The sequence below is a fragment of the Olivibacter sp. EAT-5 genome (assembly GCF_044784325.1).
Taxonomy (GTDB): Bacteria; Bacteroidota; Bacteroidia; order Sphingobacteriales; family Sphingobacteriaceae; genus Olivibacter; species Olivibacter oleidegradans.
Genome location: NZ_CP173028.1, coordinates 4,567,688 through 4,592,593 on the forward strand (window position 1 = coordinate 4,567,688; position 24,906 = coordinate 4,592,593).

16 protein-coding genes and 1 pseudogene are annotated in these 24,906 nt (G+C 40.8%); 11 read left to right on the plus strand and 6 right to left on the minus strand.

What is annotated here, in order from left to right; translation table 11 throughout:
• Nucleotides 1–2,943 (plus strand): DNA polymerase III subunit alpha, encoded by a 2,943-nt coding sequence (dnaE, locus tag ACH11B_RS18985; protein WP_377609011.1) that lies wholly within the window; start codon nucleotides 1–3, stop codon nucleotides 2,941–2,943.
• 158 nt (nucleotides 2,944–3,101) lie between these two features.
• Here dnaE and ACH11B_RS18990 read toward each other — a convergent pair whose 3' ends face one another.
• Nucleotides 3,102–4,490, minus strand: coding sequence for an exonuclease domain-containing protein (locus ACH11B_RS18990; RefSeq protein ID WP_377609009.1), 1,389 nt, complete (start codon nucleotides 4,488–4,490; stop codon nucleotides 3,102–3,104).
• Nucleotides 4,491–4,750: 260 nt separating this feature from the next.
• On the opposite strand from ACH11B_RS18990, the gene ACH11B_RS18995 reads away from it, so the two are divergent.
• The 3 genes from ACH11B_RS18995 to ACH11B_RS19005 all read left to right on the plus strand — a co-directional run bounded on the left by ACH11B_RS18995 (nucleotide 4,751) and on the right by ACH11B_RS19005 (nucleotide 9,803).
• Nucleotides 4,751–7,927 carry a SusC/RagA family TonB-linked outer membrane protein gene (locus tag ACH11B_RS18995; RefSeq protein ID WP_377609007.1) on the plus strand — a complete coding sequence of 1,059 codons (3,177 nt, stop codon included), beginning with the start codon at nucleotides 4,751–4,753 and terminating at the stop codon, nucleotides 7,925–7,927.
• A gap of 12 nt (nucleotides 7,928–7,939) precedes the next feature.
• Nucleotides 7,940–9,487, plus strand: coding sequence for a SusD/RagB family nutrient-binding outer membrane lipoprotein (locus ACH11B_RS19000; RefSeq protein WP_013666690.1), 1,548 nt, complete (start codon nucleotides 7,940–7,942; stop codon nucleotides 9,485–9,487).
• A gap of 181 nt (nucleotides 9,488–9,668) precedes the next feature.
• Nucleotides 9,669–9,803 (plus strand): hypothetical protein, encoded by a 135-nt coding sequence (locus ACH11B_RS19005; protein ID WP_377609892.1) that lies wholly within the window; start codon nucleotides 9,669–9,671, stop codon nucleotides 9,801–9,803.
• 9 nt (nucleotides 9,804–9,812) lie between these two features.
• On the opposite strand, the pseudogene ACH11B_RS19010 reads toward ACH11B_RS19005, so the two are convergent.
• A pseudogene (locus ACH11B_RS19010) lies at nucleotides 9,813–9,935 on the minus strand (XRE family transcriptional regulator); the annotation flags it as partial.
• Nucleotides 9,936–10,265: 330 nt separating this feature from the next.
• Here ACH11B_RS19010 and ACH11B_RS19015 point away from each other — a divergent pair.
• Nucleotides 10,266–10,640: a hypothetical protein gene (locus tag ACH11B_RS19015; protein ID WP_377609005.1), complete on the plus strand. Its 375-nt coding sequence runs from the start codon at nucleotides 10,266–10,268 to the stop codon at nucleotides 10,638–10,640.
• A gap of 89 nt (nucleotides 10,641–10,729) precedes the next feature.
• On the opposite strand, the gene ACH11B_RS19020 is transcribed toward ACH11B_RS19015, so the two are convergent.
• Entirely contained in the window at nucleotides 10,730–11,992 is a 1,263-nt protein-coding gene (locus tag ACH11B_RS19020; RefSeq protein ID WP_377609003.1) for an ectonucleotide pyrophosphatase/phosphodiesterase, read from the minus strand.
• 649 nt (nucleotides 11,993–12,641) lie between these two features.
• On the opposite strand from ACH11B_RS19020, the gene ACH11B_RS19025 reads away from it, so the two are divergent.
• A complete protein-coding gene (locus tag ACH11B_RS19025; protein ID WP_377609001.1) occupies nucleotides 12,642–13,256 on the plus strand; it encodes a hypothetical protein in 615 nt (204 codons plus the stop codon).
• 91 nt (nucleotides 13,257–13,347) lie between these two features.
• Here ACH11B_RS19025 and ACH11B_RS19030 read toward each other — a convergent pair whose 3' ends face one another.
• Entirely contained in the window at nucleotides 13,348–16,611 is a 3,264-nt protein-coding gene (locus ACH11B_RS19030) for a TonB-dependent receptor domain-containing protein (protein ID WP_377608999.1), read from the minus strand.
• 621 nt (nucleotides 16,612–17,232) lie between these two features.
• Between ACH11B_RS19030 and lpdA the strand changes: the two genes are divergently transcribed.
• The 5 genes from lpdA to coaA all read left to right on the plus strand — a co-directional run bounded on the left by lpdA (nucleotide 17,233) and on the right by coaA (nucleotide 22,849).
• The gene (gene lpdA / locus ACH11B_RS19035) at nucleotides 17,233–18,621 is read left to right on the plus strand and encodes a dihydrolipoyl dehydrogenase (protein ID WP_149105704.1); all 1,389 of its coding nucleotides are present in this window, start codon (nucleotides 17,233–17,235) and stop codon (nucleotides 18,619–18,621) included.
• A gap of 96 nt (nucleotides 18,622–18,717) precedes the next feature.
• Nucleotides 18,718–19,782 (plus strand): patatin-like phospholipase family protein, encoded by a 1,065-nt coding sequence (locus ACH11B_RS19040; RefSeq protein WP_013666697.1) that lies wholly within the window; start codon nucleotides 18,718–18,720, stop codon nucleotides 19,780–19,782.
• A gap of 192 nt (nucleotides 19,783–19,974) precedes the next feature.
• On the plus strand, nucleotides 19,975–21,207 hold the full coding sequence (locus tag ACH11B_RS19045; RefSeq protein WP_377608997.1) for a nucleoside recognition domain-containing protein: 1,233 nt from the start codon (nucleotides 19,975–19,977) through the stop codon (nucleotides 21,205–21,207).
• Between the two features lie 148 nt (nucleotides 21,208–21,355).
• Nucleotides 21,356–21,763, plus strand: a complete 408-nt coding sequence (locus ACH11B_RS19050) for an OsmC family protein (protein ID WP_013666699.1) — start codon at nucleotides 21,356–21,358, stop codon at nucleotides 21,761–21,763.
• A 129-nt stretch (nucleotides 21,764–21,892) separates the two neighbouring features.
• Entirely contained in the window at nucleotides 21,893–22,849 is a 957-nt protein-coding gene (gene coaA, locus ACH11B_RS19055) for a type I pantothenate kinase (RefSeq protein WP_130857729.1), read from the plus strand.
• 169 nt (nucleotides 22,850–23,018) lie between these two features.
• On the opposite strand, the gene ACH11B_RS19060 is transcribed toward coaA, so the two are convergent.
• Together ACH11B_RS19060 and ACH11B_RS19065 are read right to left on the minus strand one after the other, a co-directional pair.
• Nucleotides 23,019–23,900 carry a mechanosensitive ion channel family protein gene (locus tag ACH11B_RS19060; RefSeq protein WP_013666701.1) on the minus strand — a complete coding sequence of 294 codons (882 nt, stop codon included), beginning with the start codon at nucleotides 23,898–23,900 and terminating at the stop codon, nucleotides 23,019–23,021.
• Between the two features lie 4 nt (nucleotides 23,901–23,904).
• Complete coding sequence (locus ACH11B_RS19065) at nucleotides 23,905–24,768, minus strand: helix-turn-helix domain-containing protein (protein ID WP_013666702.1); 864 nt, start codon at nucleotides 24,766–24,768, stop codon at nucleotides 23,905–23,907.
• Nucleotides 24,769–24,906: the final 138 nt, after the last annotated feature.

A 24,906-nucleotide genomic window follows, 5' to 3' on the forward strand; every position in this document is an offset into this window, starting at 1 on the left:
ATGTATTTGAATGTTCATAGCTCTTACAGTTTGCGTTACGGTACAATTGATTTAGATGTACTTATTGAAGAGACGCGTAAGCTCGGCATTTCTGAGATGGTCTTAACCGATATCAATAACTCTTCAGCGTGTATGGACTTTATCCTGAAGGCACGAGTTGCCGGAATACGTGCCTTGGTGGGAATAGAATTCAGAAAGGAGGATCAGTTACTGTACATAGGCATCGCCCGGAACAGGAAGGGTATGAAAGAGCTGAACGATTTTTTAACCTATCACCAGCTCTGCAATTTGGTATTGCCGGAGCGAGCGCCTGTATTCGAACAGGCCTATGTGATTTATCCCTTCAAGGCAGTGTCCCTTATGCTGGCGGAACACGAATATGTTGGTGTACGACCGCAAGATATTAACCAGCTTTTCCGATTGGATATGGCCCTTATTCAACGGAAACTAGTGGCGCTTTATTCGGTTACATTTCAGGATAAAAAACATTACCGGCTCCATCAGTATTTAAGAGCGATTGATCAGAATACATTATTGACTAAGGTGAACGAAATCGCCATTTGTCAAGAGACGGAGTCTTTACGCCCCTTAGAAGAGTTACAGCGATTATACAGCGGTTATGAATATCTTTTGGACAATGCCCATCAACTTTTAGCAAACTGCTCTACCGATGACTACCACTTTGGTCGATTAAACAAACAAACATTTACCGATAGCAAAGCCAATGATGCCATTTTGCTGGAGAAACTGACCTTAGCAGGTATGCATGATCGTTATGGCTCCGGAAATATGCAGGCAAAGCAAAAAATTGAAGCCGAGCTTGCAGTGGTTAAACAGATGGATTTCTGTGCCTACTTTCTCATCACCTGGGACGTTATCAATTATTCCAGAAGTCGTGGTTTTTATCACGTAGGACGCGGATCCGGGGCAAATAGCACGGTGGCTTATTGTTTAGGTATCACCGATGTTGACCCCATTGCCCTGGATCTATATTTTGAGCGCTTCTTAAATTCAAAACGAAGCAGTCCGCCCGATTTCGATATCGATTATAGCTGGCATCAACGGGAAGAAATACAAGCATATCTGTTAAAGCGTTACGGTATTGCTTATACCGGGCTGCTGGGCACCATCAGCACCTTCAAAGGACGCTCCGTCATACGGGAAATTGGTAAAGTACTTGGGTTGCCAAAGAGCGAAATCGATAGCTTTACCGATCCTACACAAGATGCAGTCAATCAAGACAACCAGACCTTCCGGAAAATCATGGCGGTTTACGAGCTAATGGATGGGATGCCAAATCAACGATCCATTCATGCCGGAGGGGTATTGGTAAGTGAAGAGCCGATCACCTTTTATACGGCTTTGGACTTGCCGCCTAAAGCCATGCCGACAGTACAATGGGACATGTATGCAGCCGAAGCCATCGGTTTAGATAAATTCGATATCTTGAGTCAACGCGGCATTGGCCATATCAAGGAAGCCGTTGAACTGATCCGACAAAACAAGGGAAAATCCGTTGATATTCACGCTGTCAAGTCTTTTCTGATCGATGAGCAGATCAATCGGCGTTTAGGCGCGAGCGATAGTATTGGCTGTTTTTATATTGAATCACCAGCGATGCGCCAGCTTTTACAAAAGCTCCAATGTCGGGATTACCTGACTTTAGTCGCTGCCAGCTCGATCATCAGGCCTGGCGTGGCCTCGTCCGGTATGATGCGAAACTATATTTATTATTTTCATCATCCGGATGAAGTAATCTATTTACACCCTGTTATGAAAGAACAGTTAAAAGAAACCTATGGCGTGATGGTGTACCAGGAAGACGTTATTAAGGTATGCTATCATTACGCCGGATTGGATTTAGCTGACGCCGATGTGCTCAGACGGGCGATGAGTGGTAAATATAGGAGTCGAGATGCCTTTCAAAAATTAGTAGATAAATTTTTTCTCAGTGCCAAGACTATCGGTCGAGACGAAGCAACCACCGAAGAAGTGTGGCGCCAAATTTCCAGCTTTGCCGGCTACAGTTTTTCCAAGGCCCATTCCGCTAGCTTCGCCATAGAGAGCTATCAAAGTTTATACCTTAAGACCTACTTTCCTCAGGAGTTCATGGTTGCGGTATTGAATAATTATGGGGGGTTCTATGCGCGCTGGTTATATGTGCACGAGCTAAAAAAAACCGGTGCAACCGTTCATTTGCCCTGTGTTAATAACAGCGAAGAAAAAGTGACCATTAACGGACGCGACGTTTATTTGGGCTTAATAGGTATACAGGGACTTAATGAACATTTCATAAAATTGATTCCCTGCGAACGGGTAACAAACGGGCCTTTTCAAGATTTAACCGACTTTATTAGGCGAACGGATATTGGTTTAGAGCAACTTGCTATACTGATTAAAGTTGGCGCGTTACGTTTTACCGGGCGCACGAAAAAAGAGTTGCTATGGGATAGTCATTTATACATGGGCGGATCAGTCAAACCAAAAAGGGATAAGGAGTTGTTTGCCATCGTTAATAAGCAATACACAATGCCGGTACTTCCGGATGAACGTTTGGAAGATGCCTACCAAGAGCTTGATTTACTAGGCTATCCCTTGACGCTTACGATGTTTGATATGCTTAAAACCAGCTATCGAGGCGACGTAATGGCAAAGGATTTGCTGACACATGTCGGCCAAACGGTCAAAATGGTCGGTTTATATGTGTGTGAAAAAACGGTACGCATGAAGAACCAAAAGAAAATGTGGTTTGGTACATTTTTAGATGTCCATGGAAACTTTTTCGATACCACCCATTTTCCAAGTCGTACGCCCATTTATCCTTTTAGAGGGCATGGTTGTTATCTCCTATTAGGTAAAGTGGTGGAAGACTTTGGCGTGCCAAGCATTGAGGTGGAGAAATTTGCCAAACTGCCCATTCAGGATAATCCTATTTTGGGGTGAAGTTGAGGGGGTAGTTAAGTTGTTGAGTAGTTAAGTTGTTGAGTAGTTGATTTGTTGAGTGGTTAAGTTGTTGAGTGGTTAAGCCGTTGAATTTCTACCGACTATTTCAACTATTTTCCTACTCAACTATTTCCCTACCCGACTACTCAACTAATTCTCTACTCAACTACTTCCCCTTCCATTAATCGATGGATTAGCTTGGGATGTTGATTGGCATAGCTCATGATGAGGTGCATCATATAATCGTTGGATGGATAGCGGGTTAAGGTGTCTTTTATCTCTTCAGGATGGTTGATATCACTTTCATAAGCAATGTATCCGATGCCAAAGAGCTTGCCTTTTTCTACCCAAATACAACTTTGTTCGTCTTCTGTGCGACCTTTATCAAGAATTATGAAGGAGGGTAGCATTTTCGCTAAATTATCTAAAGCGGTATACATACGCTCGTTATAATTATCCTTATTCTCCTCTCCTATGCAGGCTCCCAAACAGCCACCATTTATGTGGTTCAAACAAGCACCTTGCACCTTTTGTATTCCATTCAATTTGGGGCAGAGCCGATGCTCCTGGATCAGTCTGTTAACGAGGTTGTAAGCTTCAATCACATTTCCAAAACTGCAAATAGCCTGTTGAAAGCGTTGATGCTTATCAATAGCCAGACGTATGTAGCCTTTTTGATCCTCATAGCTATATAGCCCATACTTGGGTTCAAAGCGTTTAAGGGCCCGGTTGTTTTCAGGCCATAATCTTTTGATTTCGACTGCCTCGAGCAAAAAAGCTATCAATTCTGTTCCGCAGCTAACAAAGTCAATATCATAAATGCTTCGCATGAAATTCTGACGCTGCGGGTTAGGATTTTGGCCTGAAAAATGAGCAGATACTCGTTTTTTGATGTTTTTTGCTTTTCCAACATATACCACTTTTCCCTTTTGGTCTTTAAAGTAATAGACGCCGGGTGTTTGAGGTAAGCGTTCAAAATTTTCCTTGGGTAAGTTAGGTGGCAAGGCCTGTTCCTTCGACGCTTTTTTAAGCATAGCCTGTATAGCGTCCGAGCCTTTCTCGAGCAATAGGGAGAACAAAATCCCGGTGGCAGTAGCGTCTCCACCTGCGCGGTGACGATTGGTTATGGAGATATTCAATTGCTGACAAAGTTTGCCAAGACTATAAGACGCGAATCCCGGTAATACTTTGCGACTTAACCGGACCGTGCACAATTTTGGGGCATTCCAACTATAGCCACAAAAGGCCAGGTGATGCTTTATAAAGGAGTAATCAAAGTTTACATTGTGTGCAACAAATATCCGGCCTTCCAGTAGTTGGTAAACAGTGGCGGCTATTTCTGCGAAGGTGGGTGCATCTGCAACCATTTCATTACTGATGCCTGTTAATGCCGAAATATGAAGTGGAATATGCGCTTGCGGATTGACCAGTGTTTCATATCTATGGCATATACCGGCACCATCATGGATACAAATGGCGATTTCGGTAATCCCATGACCGGCGGCATGTCCCCCGGTAGTTTCAATGTCAACAATAGCATATTCCATGAAAAGCAAATATACTAAAAAAATTAGTACACAAAAAAAGAAAAAATTTGTGTATCAAAACATTTTTGTCTAGGTTTGTCTATTAGATTACTATACTTTATTATTTTAAATAATATGGATCAACACTTACAAAAATCGAAATTAATTGCATCGTTTATTTCTTCCTTGTTAAAAAACAGCATGCGAATGCATGTGCAAGTCATCTGCTGCTAATTAGGCGGTACTCACCCTATATTAATCAAATTAACTGACAATTTCTTATGAATTTACAATTACTGCGGTACGTAGGCATACTGCTCATACTGCTGCCTACATTGAATTTTGCCCGGCAACGTACAATTACCGGGACGGTGCTGGATGAAAACACACAGCCCATTGCAGGTGCATCCGTGCTGGTTAAGAATACCACGCAAGGAACCCAAACAAAGAGCGATGGAACATTCTCTCTTGAAGTAGCTGACAACAGCGTTTTGGTGATCTCTTACGTCGGTTATCAACCAAAAGAAGTGGTGGTTGGTGACGAGCAAAAGATCCAAGTGAGTTTAGTGCCTGATAACCAGCTTTCTGAGGTGGTGGTTACTGCCCTAGGTATTAAACGGGAGAAGAAAGCATTGGGATATGTCGTGCAAGATGTGAGCGGCGATGTGCTCAACACCCGGCCCACCAATGCCCTGAGCGCGATTTCCGGCAAAGTGGCAGGTTTACAGATTATACCCTCCGGCGGCAATATGGGAGGATCAACGCGTGTTTTGCTTCGTGGTATAAAATCCATTACCGGTAATAATCAACCGCTTTACGTTATTGATGGAACCCCTATTGACAATGCCGATTTAAATACCGCTTCCACCATTGGGGGAAGTGCCGGTAAGGACGTAGGGAATATGATACAAGATTTAAATCCGGATGATATTGAAAATATTTCGGTATTGAAAGGTCCTTCCGCAGCGCTTTACGGAAGTCGTGCAGCCAACGGAGTTATTTTGATTACAACGAAAAAGGGAAATAATAAGGAAAAGACTGAGATTAGCCTGAATACAGGAATTGAATTGGAACAAATAGTACGTTTGCCAAAAAGACAAAAACTATACGGACAAGGTTATAGTACCGAGTTTCCGCAGGCTACGATTAATGGCACAACGTATAATATTGTTGATTATGCTGCCGACGAAAGCTGGGGCCCTCGTTTGGATGGCACACCCGTTTTGCATTGGTATAATTTAGACCCCGGATACCCCGAATATTTGAATCCTGAGCCTTGGCTGTATCCCGAGCACGATGTCAATTACTTTTTTCGCACGGGTATTGCCAATACCAATAATCTAGCGATCGCAGGAAGCAGTGGAAAAACGAGCTATCGGCTATCGTATACCAATAAGAATGTCCGCGGAACTGTTCCAAATGCAAGCTTAGGACGTAATACATTGAGTTTTTCAGGGTCTACAGGACTGGGAAAGGTAACGATTTCCAGTAATCTTAACTACGTTAAAAATAACTCAACGGGTAGACCTTGGACCGGTGCTTCCAATCGGAATATTATGTTAGAGGCTTTTCAATGGGGAGGTGTGCAAGTCGACTATAAGAAGCTGAGCGATTACAAACGACCCGATGGAACCCCTAGACCGTGGAATCGAACCGGCTATCGCGATACACCGGGCGATCGTGCTACGCGTTTTATTGATAATCCCTATTGGTCGGCTTATGAGAGTTACCTGGAAGAGAGCCGCGACAGGCTATATGGTAATGTCGGGGTGTCGGCTCCTATCAATTCGTGGCTTAATTTGAGTGGTAAAGTTTACGCAGATATTTATCAATATCAATATCAAGATCGTATCGCAGTGTATTCCCGCTCACAGTCTATGTATCAGGAATATAGTAATAATTTCCATGAATTCAACTATGAATTTCTGGCAACCGCCAATAAACAATGGACCGACTTCTCGCTATCCGGTTTGGTTGGTGGTAACATTCGGGATGCGAATCGTCGCGTCAGTGATCTCCAAACGGGTGGACCCTTAGTAGTTCCGAATTACTATGACTTGCGGAATTCAAGTGGTATCTTAGCCAATAATGGACATGGTTTATTTAGAGAACAAGTGTATTCGATCTTTGGCAGTTTTTCTGCCGGTTGGAAAAATATGCTCTATTTAGACGGTACCTTACGGAATGATTGGTGGTCTACCCTACCTACTAACAATAATTCTTTTTACTATCCATCGCTCACAAGCAGTTTTGTTTTCAGTGAATTGGAAGGAATAAGAAACATTCCTTGGATTGACTACGCCAAATTCAGATTGGGCTGGGCGGAAGTCGGTAACGGTGCAGCACCCTATAGCTTAGCACAATTATATAGTTCGTTACCTGCATTTAATGGCCAACCGTCTTATACGCAGCCTGATATCATGAACAATCCCAATTTGAAACCCGAACTGACCAGTACTTGGGAAACGGGATTCGAGTTTCAATTGTTTAAAAATAGATTAGGCTTAGACGTTACCTATTACAATAACCGTAGTAGAAACCAGACAATTGCAGTTCCGACTTCCGATGCTTTTGGATATCAACAGAAATTCTTAAATGCAGGTCTAATAACCAATAAAGGATTTGAAGTAATCCTAACCGGAGCACCGATAAAAAATGATCGTTTCGAATGGAATAGTTCAGTCAACTGGTCGTTAAACCGTAATAAAATCGCCCGTTTATATGAGGGCATCAGTACGCTCGAGCTAAACAATACACTGGTGTCATTAGTAGCGCAAGAAGGAGAATCCTATGGACAAATCAGAGGTTATGACTTTGTTTATGCTCCTGACGGGCAACGCGTGGTGCAGGAGGACGGTACTTACTTACGTACTTCGCAAATGACAGATTTAGGAACTGTGCTACCTGACTATTTAGTAGGCTTTCAAAACAGCTTTAAGTATAAAAACTTTACACTTGGATTTTTAATCGACGCACGTGTTGGAGGGCATTTCTTCTCGCAAACCTATAAAGTAGGTATGTACGCAGGAATCCTGGACCGTACTGCTGTTAATAATATCCGAGAAACGGGTATCGTAGTAGATGGTGTAAAAGCGGATGTACAGTTTAATCCGGACGGAAGTTATAACGTAACGAATACAAGGCCAAATGATACGCGGATTAGTGCACAAACCTGGGCACGTAATGAATATAACGGGCCCACCACCTTTAGTGTTTTTGACGCCACATTCGTGAAGTTACGGGAGATTACACTCGGGTATAATTTTCAGCTGAAACCGGACGGAGTAATCAAAACGTTGGGTATCAACGCTTATGGCCGTAACCTTTGGAATATTTATACCAAAAGTAAGTACATTGATCCTGAATTTACCAATAGCGGAGGTAATATACAGGGGATTGAAGGAGGAAATCTACCAATACCTGCCACCTACGGTTTAAATGTGAACGTTAAATTTTAATTTGAGAAGACAATGAATCTTTATAAAAATATCTTATTTCTCCTTCCCCTAGCGTTTTCAGGCGCTTTGATCTCCTGCTCTGACGAGAAGCTGGCGGAGATAAACGAAGATCCCAATCGCCCGGGAAATGTTCCTACACCAACGATTCTGTTGACGGCGGAGAAACAAATAATGGACAATATCCGAAACGAAAATTTTTCGTTACGTGGAACAATGCTTTTCGCCCAATATTATAGTCAGAATATCTACACCGATCAGTCGCGTTATGATATTCCACGTTCTTATTCCGACGTCTTTTGGGCTAACTCTTATAAGGCACTGAATAACTTGAACCAAATTATCAAGTTAAATACCGATGAGCTGACAAAATCGGTGGCAAGTGCCGGAACAGCTGGTAGTAATGCGAATCAAATTGCGATTGCACGTATATTGAAAGCTTTCACCTTCCATTCCCTGACGGATGTTTTTGGCGATGTGCCCTATGAATCCTATGGAAATAAAGACCCTGAATTTGAAGCGCTGCAACAAAATCCCGACAATTATACGCCGGTGTACGCGTCACAGGAAAAAATATATGTTGATATCCTAAATGAATTAAAGGCGGCAGGCGATACCCTGTTGAAGTATAAAGGGCAAAATACTTTCGGCAGCTCGGATATTATATACGCAGGCAGTAATGAAAAATGGGCTAAATTTGCGCAATCACTTCGGTTACGCTTGTCTACGCGTATCCGTGTGAAACTTCCGGCTGTTTCAGAAGAACATTTTTCGGATGCCTTGGCAAAAGGTGTATTTACGTCCAATGCAGATAATGCCGCGTTTAAATATTCCAGTGGTGCACCAAATGAAGCCCCCCTCTATCGAGCGACCGTTACTGCGAATAGAAAAGATTTTGCGGTTTCGCATGTTTTGGTAAATGTATTAAAAGGAGAATTAGGACCTTTTAAGACGGCCGACCCGCGTCTACCGCGTTACGCTTTACCCAATGAGCGCCAAATTTACATAGGTCAGCCTTACGGATTACCTTTGGAAGCAGGAGGTATTAATGGACCTACTGCCATTAGCTTACCAGGAGCCATTGTGAATGCGCCCGACTTTGCGGAAGTCTTACAGGAGTATGCCGAGGTGGCTTTTTTAATTGCCGAATACAATAACTGGGATGATGCAAGCTACCGAAAAGGTGTAGAAGCTTCTTTAACTAAATGGGGTATTGATGGTGCGACTGCGAAATCATATGCTGATGCCTTGCCGGCGGCCAACAAAGAAAATGTCTTAACGCAAAAATACCTGGCTTTGTACACTCAAGGCTTGGAGGCTTGGTCAGAAATCCGTCGTACCGGTTATCCTATATTTTTAGTGAAACCTGGAGATGTTGTTTGGAGTAGGCAAACGGAGAACGGAATCGTCAACTATACGTTCCAGCCTATTTTCGGAAACGGCATTCCGAAACGCTTATATTATCCAAATAAAGAGCAAAACGTTAATCGTGAACATTATCAACAAGCCTTGGCACGTCAAGGCGATGACGTGATTACAACAGCGCTTTGGTGGAATAAGTAATCAATCTTAGTGCATGAACCGTATAGTAGTGTTACTAACTACTATACGGTTTCTTTTATCTTCCTTCCTCTCCCACCCACTTGGTCTTTGGTCGCTACTTATTCGCTACTTTACCGCTAAAAGTCCACTAAATGGTGGATAAATGCGGATATAACGTGAAGATACCGTGAATATACAGTGTATGGACCCCGAAGGAGGGTCGAGCGAAGTGCCTCTTTTTATGGGATCAGGACTGGTGTTTGAGTTTAAGATTTCCACACAGCTCTTCAAACATTTCACCCGGTTTAACGCCTATGGCCAAGGCGATAAGATATAATTCCTCGATTCGAACGTGCGATTTTGGATTAATGGAAAGCTGGCTCAACCGATAAGTACTCAAACCCGTCTTTCTGGAAACTTCCGCTTTGTTAATTGATCGCTTTGCCAAATATAAACCCAGTGCTGTCAAGTTCTATGTTCTCCTTTATTTTCCATAAAATTAGTTTAAGAACGTTTAGCTAGTTAAAATATTTGTAAATGGATGTATTTTGCCTATTTTTGTAGAGAAAAAACAAATACTTTGAGCTGGTTAAATGGTTGAGTAGGGTCTTAAGTGATGAGTGTTGCCTGCCTGCCGGTAGGCAGGAATGATGAACGATGAATTTTTGCGTAGCGAGAAAGTTTAAAGTGTAGAATAAAGCCTACAGCTTACAGCCTATAGCCTAACATGGACATAAGACAGGAAGAAAGCCCGCAACTCACAACTCGCAGCTCACAACTAAAAATAAAACCTAAACATATGGAATTACATGAAAAACTAAGATTTCTACGTTACGCCAATGATTACAGTATGGCCTATGTGGCTTACAAGTTGAAGCTTACTAAAGAAGAGTATGAGCAGCTGGAGTCGGGTGAAAAAAACCTAACAATAGAACAAGCTAAATTGGTTGGTATACTTTATTCGATGACTAGTGATGAGCTAATGGGGCCGCACCTCGATCTGGATGAAGAAGTAAGCTGGCAGAGTTTGGTGACTGATGATAACGTGAGGCAAGGACATTCACCCACTTTAGAGGAACTTAAAAATGAGTTGATTAATATTAAGGAGCTACTTCAGGTTTTAGTAGAGAAATTGACAGAAAATGATAGTAGTACCTACTATAAAGATCGATGATATTACTAATAAAATAAAGTTCACCGCTTCCTGCCTACCGCAGGCAGGCAAAATTTACAGGAATGGTAATGCGTCCGGTGCTGGCTGTATCACTTCAAGACTTCTTTAGCTACTTTATCATCTCCATCGATACGATGTTTGTATTTCAAACCTAATATCTTCGCCAATAGTGGATAGATATGAATATTCTCAAAGGCACCGATCGTTAAACCTTCTTTAAAGGCGGGTCCCCAAGCGATGAAAGTAGCTCGCATTTCCGGTGTTTCATAGGGGTCAAATCCATGTGCTCCGGGATGTGGTTTCTTATTGGAAAAATAATAAGGTGCTTTCGCAACCAATACGATATCGCCTATTCGGTGATATTTGTCCTCTTTTTTTCCGTAATGATAATTGCTTGGTACTTGATCACTTAGATAGGCATCAAACTTATCAGACTTTTGAATGGATTGGTAAATCGACTGAAGGTTCTTTTTGTCTTTCACATGTATATTTACAAGTGTGCCATTTGAAGCAATGACCACTTGCGTTGTATCGACTTTAAAAGGTAATGGCAAGGGTTCGTCTCGATTGATGGCCTTCATACCATGATCAGAAACGAAAATAAAACTGACAGGAAGTCCCGTTTGTTGTACGGCGATGTTGAGGGCATTAACGGCAGAATCAATGAAGTGCACCGCTTTTTTCGTCTCGGGTGCATCGGGGCCATAGAGGTGTCCTGCATGATCGACTTCGGGGAAGTAAAAATTAATGAGATGCGGACGTTTTTCTGATGGTAATGATAGCCAGTTCACAACAGTCTGTATGCGTTTTGCTATTGGAATCTTTTCATTGTAAGCATAATAATAAGACGGCAACATTCCACCAATAGCTGCTTCCGATCCCGGCCAATAAAAGCTAGCACTCAGTAAACCCTGTTGCTCGGCAAGTGTCCAAATGGGGATACCGCCATACCAAGCCGGATTCTTGACGGCCTTCGCATTTGACATGCTATATCTTGCTTGCATGTTTGGGTCGTAGATATTATTTCCAACCAAGCCATGATGCGATGGGTACATGCCCGTTACGATTGTATAGTGGTTGGGAAAGGTAATGGAAGGAAATGACGGAATCAGTGCTTTGGCACTTACGCCACTTGACGATAGTTGTTGTAAATGAGTTGCCTGGAATTTTTCTGCGTAATCATACCGAAAGCCATCGGCAGAGATCAGGATTACATAGGGTTTGTCTTGTTGCTTGGCTACATTTTGACGATTTGGAACTGATTTTTGCGTGGTGTCTTGGGCATGCGTAGGTGACACCAAAAAAACAGCTAATGCGACACCTAGCAAATAAGAAAAAACTCTTGTTACCATGACGCGATTATAGGTATTTTACTTGACTTAAATGTTAGCTGAAGGTTATTTTTAGGTGTTGGTAGCGGTAGTTTTAAGTGTTAAGTTGTAAGTAATAAGCATATAGTATATATGCGCTGTTTTCCAATTTAATTCACCTGTAGCGGATTTAAAGTACAGTATTCATTAGTAGAAAGCCAATTTCTGACGGTCGCATGAAGAAATTCATTCACCAACAAAGAAAGAAGTCGATAATTCTACTACCTATATGCAACGTTCCGTTAGTGAAGTAGATTATTGTACTATCAAAATGTCTTACTGTGCTATCGAAGTTTAACATCCTGCTATTGAAACGCCCTATTTCGCTAGCGGAATACCCTATTGTGTTATCAAAATGTCTTATAGTGCTATCGAAATTCAGCATCCTGCTATTAAAACACGCCATTTCGCTAGCGGAATGGGTTATTGTGCTATCAAAATGTCTTATTGTGCTATCGAAGTTTAACATCCTACTACTGAAACATGGTGTTTTGCTAGTGAAATAGCTCATTGTAATATTGAAAACGATTGTTTTTAGATGTGTTTGTTGGCAGAAAGCCGATTTCTGAAAGTTGTTGTAGCTCTTTTTTAGCTCATTACGTTAAGATATAAAACGTATAAACACTTCATTATGAAAAGAAAGATTTACCTTTTTGTTTTCCTGTTGTCCGTTATTTGCATAGCTTGTGATAAAAGCGATATGGAATATGAAAATGACTATGAGCAGAGCTATAAAGCTTGGTTGGATTTTAAGGAATCGAGTAATAATTCTTATAGATATGTGGTAAGTGGAGCTACATGGGCAGGTGCGGCATGGGAAACGACTATTACCGTAAACAATGGAGAAGTAACGGGGCGAGATTTTCGTTACACTGTTTTTAATGATATCCGAATGCCAGCAGACGGTTGGGATTTAGCGGCCGCTCAACAAGTAGTTGATACCTTGATGGCACACGGCGTGCACTTAGAAGGTACTATTACAGCGGAGGAGTTTTTGAAAAAATTGTCGTGGATAGAAAGCAAGCAAGAACTAAATAATACGACAGACTCACCAGCTGCGGCAACTCTTACCCTTGATCAGGTTTATGAATTAGCCAAAAATGATTGGCTTCGAAGGCGGGATAACGCCAAAGCCTCTTTTGAAGCAAAAAACAATGGCATTATTTCCTCTTGCGGTTATTGGGAAGATGGTTGTATGGATGATTGTTTTAGGGGAATAAGAATAACTTTGGTTGAGGCGTTATAATACGTATTCAAACAAAAAATAAATTTCTATAAAAATAGATAGAAAAAGAGCCAACACTCTGTTGACCCTTTTCTATAGTATCTACTTAATCTTAAAAAATGTAGCGTAAGCCTAATTGCATGCTCCAAGTACTATTCGTACTGATATCATCCATGAAAACTTCATTTACTAATTGCCCATCAAGTTGCTGTAGTTGATAAACCGGTCTTCCTTCTTCGTTTACAGAACGGAATCGTAAAGGATTATTTGTAACATATAAGTTTTTGACACCCCAATTTTTGTTTAACATATTAGTAAAGTTCAATATATCAACGCTGAATTGCAAAGTATGACGTCTTTCACCTGCTTGGATATAAAAATCCTGCAAAAACCGAAGATCAACACGGTTAAACCAAGGTAAAAGTGCCGCATTTCTGCCAGCAAATTCTCCTCTATGTTTTTTAAGATAAGAAGAGTTTGATATAAAGGAGTCAAACGCTTCTGCTTGTTGCTGTGCAGTAAATAAAACATTATCATTGCTACCTAATATATCAGAAAAGATGATATCATTCGCATCTCTTGGAATATACATTAAGTCAGCCGAGCTGTTTCCATCACCATTCACATCACCATTCACTATAAAGCTGTAGTTTCCTTGGTGAGAGCCTTCATAGAATAAACTTAAGGTCGATGCAAAGTTCTTAGCATATTCCTTTCTATAAGAAACACTTCCGACAATTCTGTGAGGAATTGCATACTGTGATAAACCTAGTTCTTGAGCATTTGATGTACCTACATTAGGATTTAAGTTCCATACAGATGAGGCTTGACTTCCTGGGTTAGCAGTTATCTCTTTCGCTTTTGTGTAAGTATATGCCACTGATCCGTAAAGTCCATTATGGAAATTTTTGGTCAATTGAGCTGTTAAAGAAGTTGAATATCCTTTTTTGTCGCTGTTTGCTAAGACAATTGCAGTATTTAGTGAATTTAGATTACGGGCGTTACTAGAAGAGTAACCAGGACGTTGTAAATCCCCTTCGTATATCGTTCTATCTGTTGGGTTGTTGTTAGCATTAAACATGCGAATGGCATTAATATCTCTAGAGTATAGAGCCTCTACCGAAGCGACAAATCCGTTTCCTAAATTGCGCTCGACTGCTAGATTACTTCTGAATACCGATGGGAATTTAAAGTCGGGATCCATCAAGACGATATTGCTAGGTACTGAAGTTCCGGCCTCTGTGGGGAATAGGTTTGCGTACGCATCTGGATTTGGATTGAAAACGATATTATTCAATCGAGGGTCTCCGGTTCTAATCGATGCGCCGAATTGATACATTCCTGAATTTGTAGGCATATTCGTTAACCAAACAAATGGAATTCTACCGGTAAAAATACCAGTTCCGCCTCTCACGATCAGTGATTCATCTTTCAATACATCCCATCTGAAGCCTGCTCTCGGAGAAAGTAAAAGTTTGCTTTTAGGCCAGTTACCATTGTACGAAGTAAGTTGTCCGTTTTTATCGTAGAATTGAAGTTGTTGAATTGCCGGGTTTTCTAACGGTTTTTCGAGGTAAATCGGCAGATCGCCTCTGATTCCATAAGTAAGTTTAAAGTTACTTGCTATGTCAAACTCATCTTGTGCATAAATACCCAGTTGACCTATTTTAAGTTCTGCTGAATACACATTCTTTTGGCCGGGAACTAAAGAATAGGTATAAGCATAATAAACAGGCGAACGTTGGTTTAAAAAGTCGTCTAATGTATTATATACATAATAGCTATTAGATCCTGCCATAAACATATTTCCTACCTTTTGGTATTCGTATGATACACCTGCTGTTATAGTATGTTTCCCTGTATTATATGTGAAGTTATCCGTGACACTATAAATGTCATTAACGACATCATTGTTATTTGTATAAGGGTCCATGCCAAAGGACAAGAAATTCCCGCCTTGACCATTGAAAATATCCACAGAAGGAAAAACACCGCCATCAAAAGTTCTTGTGGACTTATTACGAGTAAAGGTTAGCAACAATTGATTTGACATGTTGCTGCCTAATTTACTATTTAGTTCGGCAGTACCAGAGCGAGTTATATTTTTGAAGCCGTAGTTTGAATTGGCAAAAGCCATAGAATTGTTTCCAAATCGATCGTATGGCAGTCTGGAAAGAGTTCCAGTTGCGCCCGTTACCGAAAAACCACCACCGTTTGGAACACTGGTACGATTAAGGAGTTGATCGTCGTTACCAACGAAATCGCTATATTTCACCGTTAATTTATGATTGTCATTAATATTCCAATCGATCTTTCCAAGTATTTTATGATTAGAAGAGGTGAAATTAGGGAACTGATCAAATGCGCCTGGATTGTAACCATATTGATTGCGTAGAAAATCTGAAACTCGCTGTAAGTCTTCTACGGTTGTCGTTGATGTATTACCACTTCCCTGTCCGCCAGTTGGTTTAAAAGTTACCCCAGGGCGCTCTCCCTTTTCATATTCACCACTCACAAAAAAGAATAATTTATTCTTTATTATTGGACCTCCAAGTGTTAAACCATATACATTATTCTTTGAATCGCTTACATCAATTCTGGAGTCACCAACCTTTTTACCAATAAAACTTTGGTTTCTAAAAAATGTATAAGCACTTCCATGAAACGTATTTGTACCACTTTTGGTCGTTGCAGTAATACCTGCGCCGGTGAAGCCAGATTGTCGAACGTCATAAGGAGCTATATTTACCGAAATTTGATCATAAGCGTCTAACGAAATAGGTTGCGCCCCGCCACCAGGAAGCGGATCATTACTGAGCCCGAAGTTATTATTCAGGTTCGCTCCATCAATTTGAATATTGTTATATCTCGCATCCCTTCCTCCAAAGGAATTTCCATTGGATTGAGGTGTTAATCTGGTGAAATCTGTTATACTTCTACTAATAGTTGGTAAGGTATTTATCTCCCTATTGGAAATGCTTGTGCTTGCACCTGTTTTTACCACTTTTATACCCGCATTAGCTGTTATAACAATCTCGTCCAGTTCGCGAGTATCCTGTGAAAGATTTACATTTAGCTGGAAGGATTCTCCCAATCGCAATGAAATATCAGAATAGGTCACTGGATTATATCCAACATAAGTAACTTCAACCTTATAAGGGCCGCCAACCCGCATACCATAAATGCTGAATTTACCGTCATTATTTGTTGAAGTACCGTAAACCGTCCCACTAGGAACATGGGTGGCCTTAATAGAAGCACCGGGAATTGTGGTTTCATTGTCAGTCACCGTACCCGTCATACTACTGGTTGTTACCTGTGCATGGACAATGATTGTCCCGAGTAAAAGAATAAAAGAGAGTAAAAACTTCTTCATGTGCGTTGAATTGATTGAATAATTTGTTTTTCGGTACAAAATTAAATAGCTCGCGAGGAATAATTAGCAGGTTTTGTGTTAATTTAATATTAAGTTAATGTTACTTGATGCTTGGGTGTGAATAATTTACAGATCGATCTTGCGGTATCCAATTGTTTTTGTAACTGTTTAGAAATCTATAAAGTCTTTTCTGATTTTTAATTGTTTATTGGTTAAAATTGTTTCGAATTTTCGAATGTGGATTGTGGATAACTTTTTTCAAAATCACAATCATGCCCCCTGTGGTACATGCTTTAGGTAATGGTAAATGTAACAAGAGCTGTTGTCTGCTGTCGGAAATAAGCTATCAGCCTGATTAGACTGCCTGCCGGTAAGTATATACTGTTGCTGTTATTACTAGTAAATCCCCTACCCAACCACTTAACTATTTGCCCACTCAACTACTCTACTACTTCAACTATTTCCCTAAGGTAAAAAAATGCCGACACAGCCCGGAAATCTTCTAATTCTAAGAATTTTTATTAGGTTTGCGGAAGTAATACTTGTTTGACAAACACGTTCTTGGCTTGTTCAATGGGTATAAGCTAATTGTACTATCGAAACGAATTAATTTTTATAAGAATGAATTACGACATCATTGTAATTGGAAGTGGCCCGGGAGGCTATGTTGCAGCCATCAGAGCTTCACAATTAGGTTTCAAAACGGCTATTGTTGAACGCGAATCTCTTGGCGGTATCTGCCTTAACTGGGGTTGTATCCCAACGAAAGCTTTACTTAAAAGTGCGCAAGTTTTTGAGTATCTGAATCACGCGGCTGACTACGGTATCAAAGTAGAGGGCGGTGAGGCTGATTTTGGCGCGATTATTAAAAGAAGTCGCGGCGTGGCCGATGGTATGAGTAAGGGTATCCAATTCTTGATGAAAAAGAATAAAATTGATGTAATCATGGGTACCGCTAAGATAAAAAAAGGCGGTAAGATTGAGGTAAAGGGTGGTGATGGTTCTACTAAAGAGTACACGGCCAAACATACAATACTGGCAACGGGCGCCCGTTCGCGTGAGCTTCCGAATCTTAAGCAGGATGGAAAAAAAATCATCGGCTATCGTCAAGCCATGAACTTGGATAAACAGCCTAATTCATTAGTGGTCGTAGGATCTGGTGCTATCGGTGTAGAGTTTGCTTATTTTTACAATGCGATCGGAACGAAAGTAACGATTGTTGAATATTTAGATCGTATTGTACCGGTTGAGGATGAAGAAATCTCTAAACAGTTGGAACGTAGCTTGAAAAAAAGTGGCATCAATATCTTAACCGGTGCTGAAGTAACGGCGGTGGATACCAGCGCTTCGCCTAGCAAGGTGAAAATCAAAACGGCAAAAGGTGAAGAAGTGATCGAAGCGGAGGTTGTGTTGTCTGCCGTAGGTATTACTCCGAACATCGAAAACCTTGGTTTAGAAGAAGTCGGTGTAAAAACTGATAAAGGCCGGGTTGTTGTAGATGATTTCTACAAAACTAATGTAGAAGGTGTATATGCTATTGGTGATATTGTTAAAGGACAAGCCTTAGCACACGTTGCTTCTGCCGAAGGGATTACCTGCGTAGAAAAGATCAAAGGTTTACATGTTGAACCAATTGATTATAATAATATTCCTGGATGTACTTATTGCTCGCCTGAAATTGCCTCTGTTGGTTATACAGAAAAAGCCGCTAAGGAAGCCGGATACGAAATTAAAGTGGGCAAGTTTCCTTTTTCAGCTTCAGGTAAGGCAAGTGCCGCGGGTGCTAAGGATGGCTTTGTAAAGGTTATTTTTGATGCGAAGTACGGCGAGTTCTTAGGAGCACATATGATCGGATCCAATGTGACGGAAATGATTGCCGAGGTAGTGGCCGCCCGCAAACTGGAAACTACCGGACATGAAATTATTAAAACCATACACCCACACCCTACGATGAGTGAAGCTGTTATGGAGGCTACAGCGGATGCTTATGGTGAGGTAATCCATTTGTAGGAGGTTGAGTAGTGAAATAGATAAATAGTTGAGTAGGATAAATTCCTACTTAACTACTTAACGACTCAACTACTTGACTAACTGATATCAACCTTTATGAAGAAAATCTTATCTATTGATGGTGGTGGGATTCGAGGGATCATTCCGGGAATGATCTTAGTTGCTTTGGAAGAAAAACTGAAGCAAAAAACGAACAATCCCTCAGCAGCTATCGTAGATTTTTTTGATTTTTTTGCCGGTACGAGTACCGGAGGTATTTTGGTTTGCCTGCTGCTCTGCCCTGATCAATCAGACCCCAAACGACCTCGTTTTTCTGCCAAAGAAGCTTTGGAAATGTATCTAAAATATGGTCACGATATTTTTAGAATGAGTTTTTTCAAGCGCATTACCTCAAGCTTGGGTTTAACCAGTGAGCGTTATAATAGTGCTACATTGGAAAGTGTGCTGCAGAAATATTTTGGAAAGACGCAGTTAAGTGAACTCATCAAACCTTGTATCATCTCTGCTTATAACATAGAGCTTAGGAAGACACATTTTTTTAGGCAGCAGACAGCCATTGAACGGGGTGACGTGCGTGACTTTTATCTCAAAGATGTTTGTCGGGCTACCTCTGCCGCACCGACTTATTTTAGCGTCGCCGAAATTTACTCGTTATCAGGAACACGATACCCTTTATTAGATGGCGGTGTTTTTGCAACAAATCCTGCTTTAAGTGGTTTAGTTGAAGTAACTCGGGCATTTAATCAAACGAAAATCAATGATATTCATATTTTTTCTTTGGGAACGGGGCGATCGAGAAAATCGTATAACTTAGAGCATTTTAAAAAAAGTCGGGCTATTTCCATGGTACCGGCTCTTATTGACATCATGATGAGCGGTGTGGCCGAAAGCAGCGACTTTTTTCTTCACCAGCTGTTCCGGTCGTCAAACAAGGAAAAAGATTATCTGCGGATCGAACCGGAAAATCTCAACAGCATTCAGGAGAGTTTAGATGCTGCAGAGGAATCGAATATGAAACGTTTAATTGCTTTAGGAGACCGTACGGTGAGTGAGAATCATTTAATACTGGATGAAATGGCTGACTTCTTAATCGAAGAACAAAAGAAGAATGGTTCCCATGAAAAGCCTTGGAGTTTTTTGAACAGAAATTTATGGTCTTGAGGGATGAAATATAGGTTTTAGGTGTAAGGTATAAGGCTTTAGGTATAAGGTATAAGGCTTTAGTATAAGGGTTTAGGTTTAAGGTTTAAGGTTTAAGGCTTTAGGTATAAGGGAAGGCTTAAGCAACTAATAACTAATAACTAATAACTAATAACTAACAGCTAACAACTAACAACTAACAACTAGCTAATAATGGCTTTAAATTACGTTTGGATAGCCTTCTTTTTAATTGCTTTTGTTGTCGCGCTTTTTAAGCTGATTTTTCTTGGAGACCAGGAGATTTTTCAGGCGATTGTAAATGGAACTTTCGATACGGCAAAGACAGGCGCCGAGATTTCCCTGGGCCTGATCGGTTTAATGTCTTTTTGGCTAGGCATCATGAAAATTGGCGAAAAGGGCGGCATGATTAACATTTTTGCTCGTTTAGTAGGGCCTTTTTTTAATAAACTTTTTCCGGAGATTCCTAAAAATCACCCGGCGTTGGGTTCGGTTTTGATGAATTTCTCGGCTAATATGTTGGGCCTTGATAATGCGGCGACACCGGTAGGTCTAAAGGCTATGAAAGAACTACAGGAACTGAACCCAAATAAAGATACGGCAAGCAATGCGCAAATCATGTTTTTAGTATTGAATGCGTCAAGTTTGACACTCTTGCCAATTACCATCATGGCTTACCGGAAGGAAGCAGGAGCTATAGATCCGTCCGATGTGTTCATTCCCATCCTGCTGGCAACCTTCTTTTCTACTTTGGTCGGTTTGGTAGTGACCGCTATTTATCAGCGTATTAACCTGTTCAATAAAGTTATCATAGCTTATGTGGGCGGTCTGACAATCTTGATCGGCGGACTCTTGTACTACTTTTCCACGCTGAGCCAGGAAGAAATCAATGCTATATCGCAGGTTGCAAGCAATGTCATTCTCTTCACGGTAATTATTTCATTCATTGCCCTAGCCTTCTACCGCAAAGTGAATGTTTTTGAATCATTTATTAAGGGGGCTAAAGAGGGTTTTGAAGTTGCTGTAAAAATTATCCCCTATTTAGTAGGGATTTTGGTAGCTGTAGGAGTTTTTCGAGCATCCGGTGCGATGGACTACCTGGTTCAGGGCGTCAGTGCAATTGTTAGCTGGGCGGGTTTGGATACGCGCTTTGTGGAGGCGCTTCCTGTCGCTTTTATGAAACCGATGAGCGGAAGCGGTGCGCGTGGATTGATGATTGATTTAATGCATGCCAAAGGTGCCGATGATTTTGCGTCGCGCGTGGCTTGTGTCATTCAAGGAAGTACGGAAACAACTTTTTATGTGTTAGCAGTATACTTCGGATCAGTGGCCATTAAAAGAACGCGACATGCTTTACCTGCTGCTCTCTTAGCCGAACTCGCAGGGATAATTGCAGCCATTATTATCGCTTACATCTTTTTTGGATAGTAAAAAGTAAAAAGTAAAAAGTAAAAAGTAAAAAGTAAAAAGTAAAAAGTAAAAAGTAAAAAGTAAAAAGTAAAAAGTAAAAAGTAAATTTTCACTAACAACTAACAACTAACAACTAGCAACTAACAACGAATAACTAACAACTAGCATGGCGGAAGTAAATGTAACAGTTACCATCGGAAAGGAACGGTATAAAACAGAAGTCAGCAATGGACGAAATATCGTAATAGCGGATGAACCGGAGTCTATGGGAGGTACTGATCAGGGATTAGGACCGAAGGAATTGTTACTTTCGAGTTTAGGTTCTTGTACGGCTATTACATTAAGGATGTATGCCGATCGAAAGCAATGGGATTTGCAGGAAGTTATCATAACGGTAAAAATGGAGGTAGTACCAAGCAGTCATCAGCAAACGACTTACATAAAAAATCATATTAAATTGGTTGGCAATTTGGATGATGACCAACGGCAACGGCTGCTTCAGATTGCGGAGCTCTGCCCGGTACATAAAATATTATCAAATCCAATCGTAGTTGACAGTAATTTGGTTCCCTAATAGTTACGTGGTTAAGTGGGGGAATAGTTAAGTAGTTAAATGGATTGTATTGGAGCCCCTGGCGGGGACGAATTTTGATTTTTGGCTTTTGAATTATTACGTTTGCGCGTGCAAGCTTAAACTTGGAATATGACTGATATGGCAATGAAGGAACAGTATTCTCCGTACGTGAGCATTACGCGAGACGAATGGAAATTACTGAACGGATCACTGAATTTCTCTCTTTCAAATGAGGATATTGGAAGGTTACATGCGCTGAATGAGCCATTAAATATGGAAGAGATTCAGGAAGTTTATTTCCCGCTTTGTCATCTCCTGAATATCCATATTGACCACGCACATAAGCTTTACGACGCTGAAAATGCTTACTTGAACAGCGGACGCAAACGCTCGCCCTTTATTATTGGTATAGCAGGCAGCGTGGCGGCGGGTAAGAGCACCACCGCACGCGTATTACAAAAGGTCTTGTCTTTATGGCCCGATAAGCCAAATGTCGCTTTAGTAACCACTGATGGCTTTTTATATCCCAATAGTGTGTTGGAACAACGCGGAATAATGAATCGAAAAGGCTTTCCGGAAAGTTATGATACGAAGAAGTTAATCAATTTTCTGGCGGATGTGAAGGCGGGCAAGGAAAGCCTTCAAGTGCCTATTTATTCGCATCTTGAATATGATGTGATGCCGGATCAAATGCAGGAGATTTATAATCCCGATATTGTCATTGTGGAGGGGATCAATGTCTTACAAGTAAATTTGAGCGAAAAACACAAAGGACCGCAGGTTTTCGTGTCTGATTTTTTTGATTACTCCATTTACGTGCATGCTAACGAAAAAAACTTACTCGAATGGTATGTGTCTCGATTCAGACAACTGCAAACAACTGCTTTCCGGAATCCTAATTCCTACTTTCATAGATACGCCAGTCTTTCCGAAGAAGAAGCTATCGCGCGAGCAAATAGCATTTGGGATCTCATCAATAAACCAAACCTTATTAAAAACATACTACCGACGCGCTTTCGCGCTAATCTTATATTGGAAAAAGGAAGCAATCATTTCGTAACAGGCGTCAAATTACGGAAGGTGTAGTTGTCGGTTGCGAGCATGAATGATGAGTGATGAGTAAAGAGTGAATCGGCAGACAAGCTTCAGAGCATTATCACATTGGTTAATTATTGATCTCAGCTTTACATTAGGCTTTAACCTATAAGCAGTATGCTTAAGCTCGTACAAACCGATCATCACATTGGCTCATTGGCTAATTCCCAATTTTTAGTACTTCATTTAGCACAATGTTTTTGATAAACTGCGATTGCGTTTTTCCCAAATTGGTTAAGGTGAACTGTACCTTATACTTGACAACATCCTTTTGTACAGCCAATACCTTTAATTTCATACTATTTTCGAGTACTTCATTGCTGTGTTTGTTAAGCAGATCATTAAGACGCTTTTTGAGGTCCTCCCGGTCCATGGTATGGTTAATGGCTAATTCAAATTCGACGCTCACCTTGCGGGAGTTCTGAAAAGACTGGTTGACAATGTTTGTCGTAAAAACAAAGTTATTAGGAACCATGACAATATCATCATCATCATTATTGATAACAATATTAACCAGGGTGATGTCAATAATTTGCCCTTGGTACTCGCCGATCTTAACATAATCACCCAATGTCAATTGATCAGAAAACATGATAATTAAACCACTGATCATATTCGTGATGTAATCCTTAAAAATAAGGGCTATAGCCGCTGCAACGATGGTGATACTGGTTAGGAAATCTCTGGGGTTGATTCCAAAGGCCAACATCAGACTAAAAATAATGACGACGGCGTTGAGCACCGAGGCAATGCGGTTAATACCTAATACGAAGCTACCGCGCGAACTGGTATGAAAGTAAAGAGAGCGTCGTTTATACCAAGACAAGAGGATGATTCGGACAGTTGAAATGATGATATTACTGGATAGAAAGACATTCAAAGCATACACCAATCGTTGTAAAACCCTCTTGTCGTTATAGTAGGACTCATACTCTATTAAAGTGTATGTTATCGGAATGAATACAAGGATTTTGATTACCAGTATGAGCAAGTCTTTTTTCAGATGAATGCTACGTTGTATATATTCTTGTTGACTATTCATATTTTCAATGATGTATCTTTTTTTGCAGATCGCGTTGAAAACTAGCTGGCAGCTTGCCGGTATGTTTTTTAAAAAATCGAGTGAAGTAAGCAGGATCTTCAAAGCCGATTTTCCAGCCCACTTCGCGAATCGGGAGCTGCGTCCAAAACAGAAGGCGTTTCGCCTCCAGCACACGCCGTTCATCAATGACCGTTTTAGCGTTTGTCCCTGTCATTTCTTTAACTACATCATTCAAATGGCCTGCCGAGATAAACAATTTAGATGCATAATCAGCAACTTTCGTATGGCTAAGAAAGTCTTTTTCCACTAAAGCTATAAATTGACGCATTAAGGTACTATAGCGCTTCCGACCGGTGATATGGGTATGCGGACTGACATAGCTTTCTGTTTTTTCCAACAGCGCCAGTAAAAGTTGAGCTACAACCGCTCTATTCTGTTTAAAGAGTGTATATTCTTCCTCGATTAATGCAACAAAAGCCAAAATTCGTTCAAGTTCATGTTTCTTTAAGGATAACAGATTACTGCTAAACTGCTGTTCCCAGTGATTGTCTGCCGAATAAGAAAATAGAAAGTCGCCTTTAAAGGTAACCAAGTACATTTCCGCATTACCCGGGTCAACTTCATAATGAACCTGCCCGGGGCGCATAAATAATAGCGCAGCATCTTTCGCTTCATATTCTTTGAAATCGATAAATTGACGCGTCGTTCCTTGACAAAGAATGATCAAGGTATAATGATCGTGCCGATGCGGAGCCGTGGTTTTTTCATAGCGGTCGTGACCATAGCTTAATCTTTTGATATCGAATTCGTCCGAATATCCTTCACCGGTACTCGGTACATTATATATCGGAATGTTCTGCTTTACCATTTTTAAGCTAGTTTTACAGTGCAAAGTTATTAAAATCCATGAAAAGTACCATTAATACCTTGTTTTGTTATGAAGGAGCTACCGCTCTAAACTTACATTTGTACAACAAAGAAGAAGTTACCCAAAGGTATCACTTGT

Bases quoted from the DNA above. Each gene is read 5' to 3' on its own strand.
- dnaE (WP_377609011.1), top strand. From the start codon at position 1: ATGTATTTGAATGTTCATAGCTCTTACAGTTTGCGTTACGGTACAATT.
- ACH11B_RS19060 (WP_013666701.1), bottom strand. From the start codon at position 23,900: ATGAATAGTCAACAAGAATATATACAACGTAGCATTCATCTGAAAAAA.
- ACH11B_RS19030 (WP_377608999.1), bottom strand. From the start codon at position 16,611: ATGAAGAAGTTTTTACTCTCTTTTATTCTTTTACTCGGGACAATCATT.
- ACH11B_RS18990 (WP_377609009.1), bottom strand. From the start codon at position 4,490: ATGGAATATGCTATTGTTGACATTGAAACTACCGGGGGACATGCCGCC.
- ACH11B_RS19025 (WP_377609001.1), top strand. From the start codon at position 12,642: ATGAAAAGAAAGATTTACCTTTTTGTTTTCCTGTTGTCCGTTATTTGC.
- lpdA (WP_149105704.1), top strand. From the start codon at position 17,233: ATGAATTACGACATCATTGTAATTGGAAGTGGCCCGGGAGGCTATGTT.
- ACH11B_RS19020 (WP_377609003.1), bottom strand. From the start codon at position 11,992: ATGGTAACAAGAGTTTTTTCTTATTTGCTAGGTGTCGCATTAGCTGTT.
- coaA (WP_130857729.1), top strand. From the start codon at position 21,893: ATGACTGATATGGCAATGAAGGAACAGTATTCTCCGTACGTGAGCATT.
- ACH11B_RS19040 (WP_013666697.1), top strand. From the start codon at position 18,718: ATGAAGAAAATCTTATCTATTGATGGTGGTGGGATTCGAGGGATCATT.
- ACH11B_RS18995 (WP_377609007.1), top strand. From the start codon at position 4,751: ATGAATTTACAATTACTGCGGTACGTAGGCATACTGCTCATACTGCTG.
- ACH11B_RS19065 (WP_013666702.1), bottom strand. From the start codon at position 24,768: ATGGTAAAGCAGAACATTCCGATATATAATGTACCGAGTACCGGTGAA.
- ACH11B_RS19045 (WP_377608997.1), top strand. From the start codon at position 19,975: ATGGCTTTAAATTACGTTTGGATAGCCTTCTTTTTAATTGCTTTTGTT.
- ACH11B_RS19015 (WP_377609005.1), top strand. From the start codon at position 10,266: ATGGAATTACATGAAAAACTAAGATTTCTACGTTACGCCAATGATTAC.
- ACH11B_RS19000 (WP_013666690.1), top strand. From the start codon at position 7,940: ATGAATCTTTATAAAAATATCTTATTTCTCCTTCCCCTAGCGTTTTCA.
- ACH11B_RS19050 (WP_013666699.1), top strand. From the start codon at position 21,356: ATGGCGGAAGTAAATGTAACAGTTACCATCGGAAAGGAACGGTATAAA.
- ACH11B_RS19005 (WP_377609892.1), top strand. From the start codon at position 9,669: ATGGACCCCGAAGGAGGGTCGAGCGAAGTGCCTCTTTTTATGGGATCA.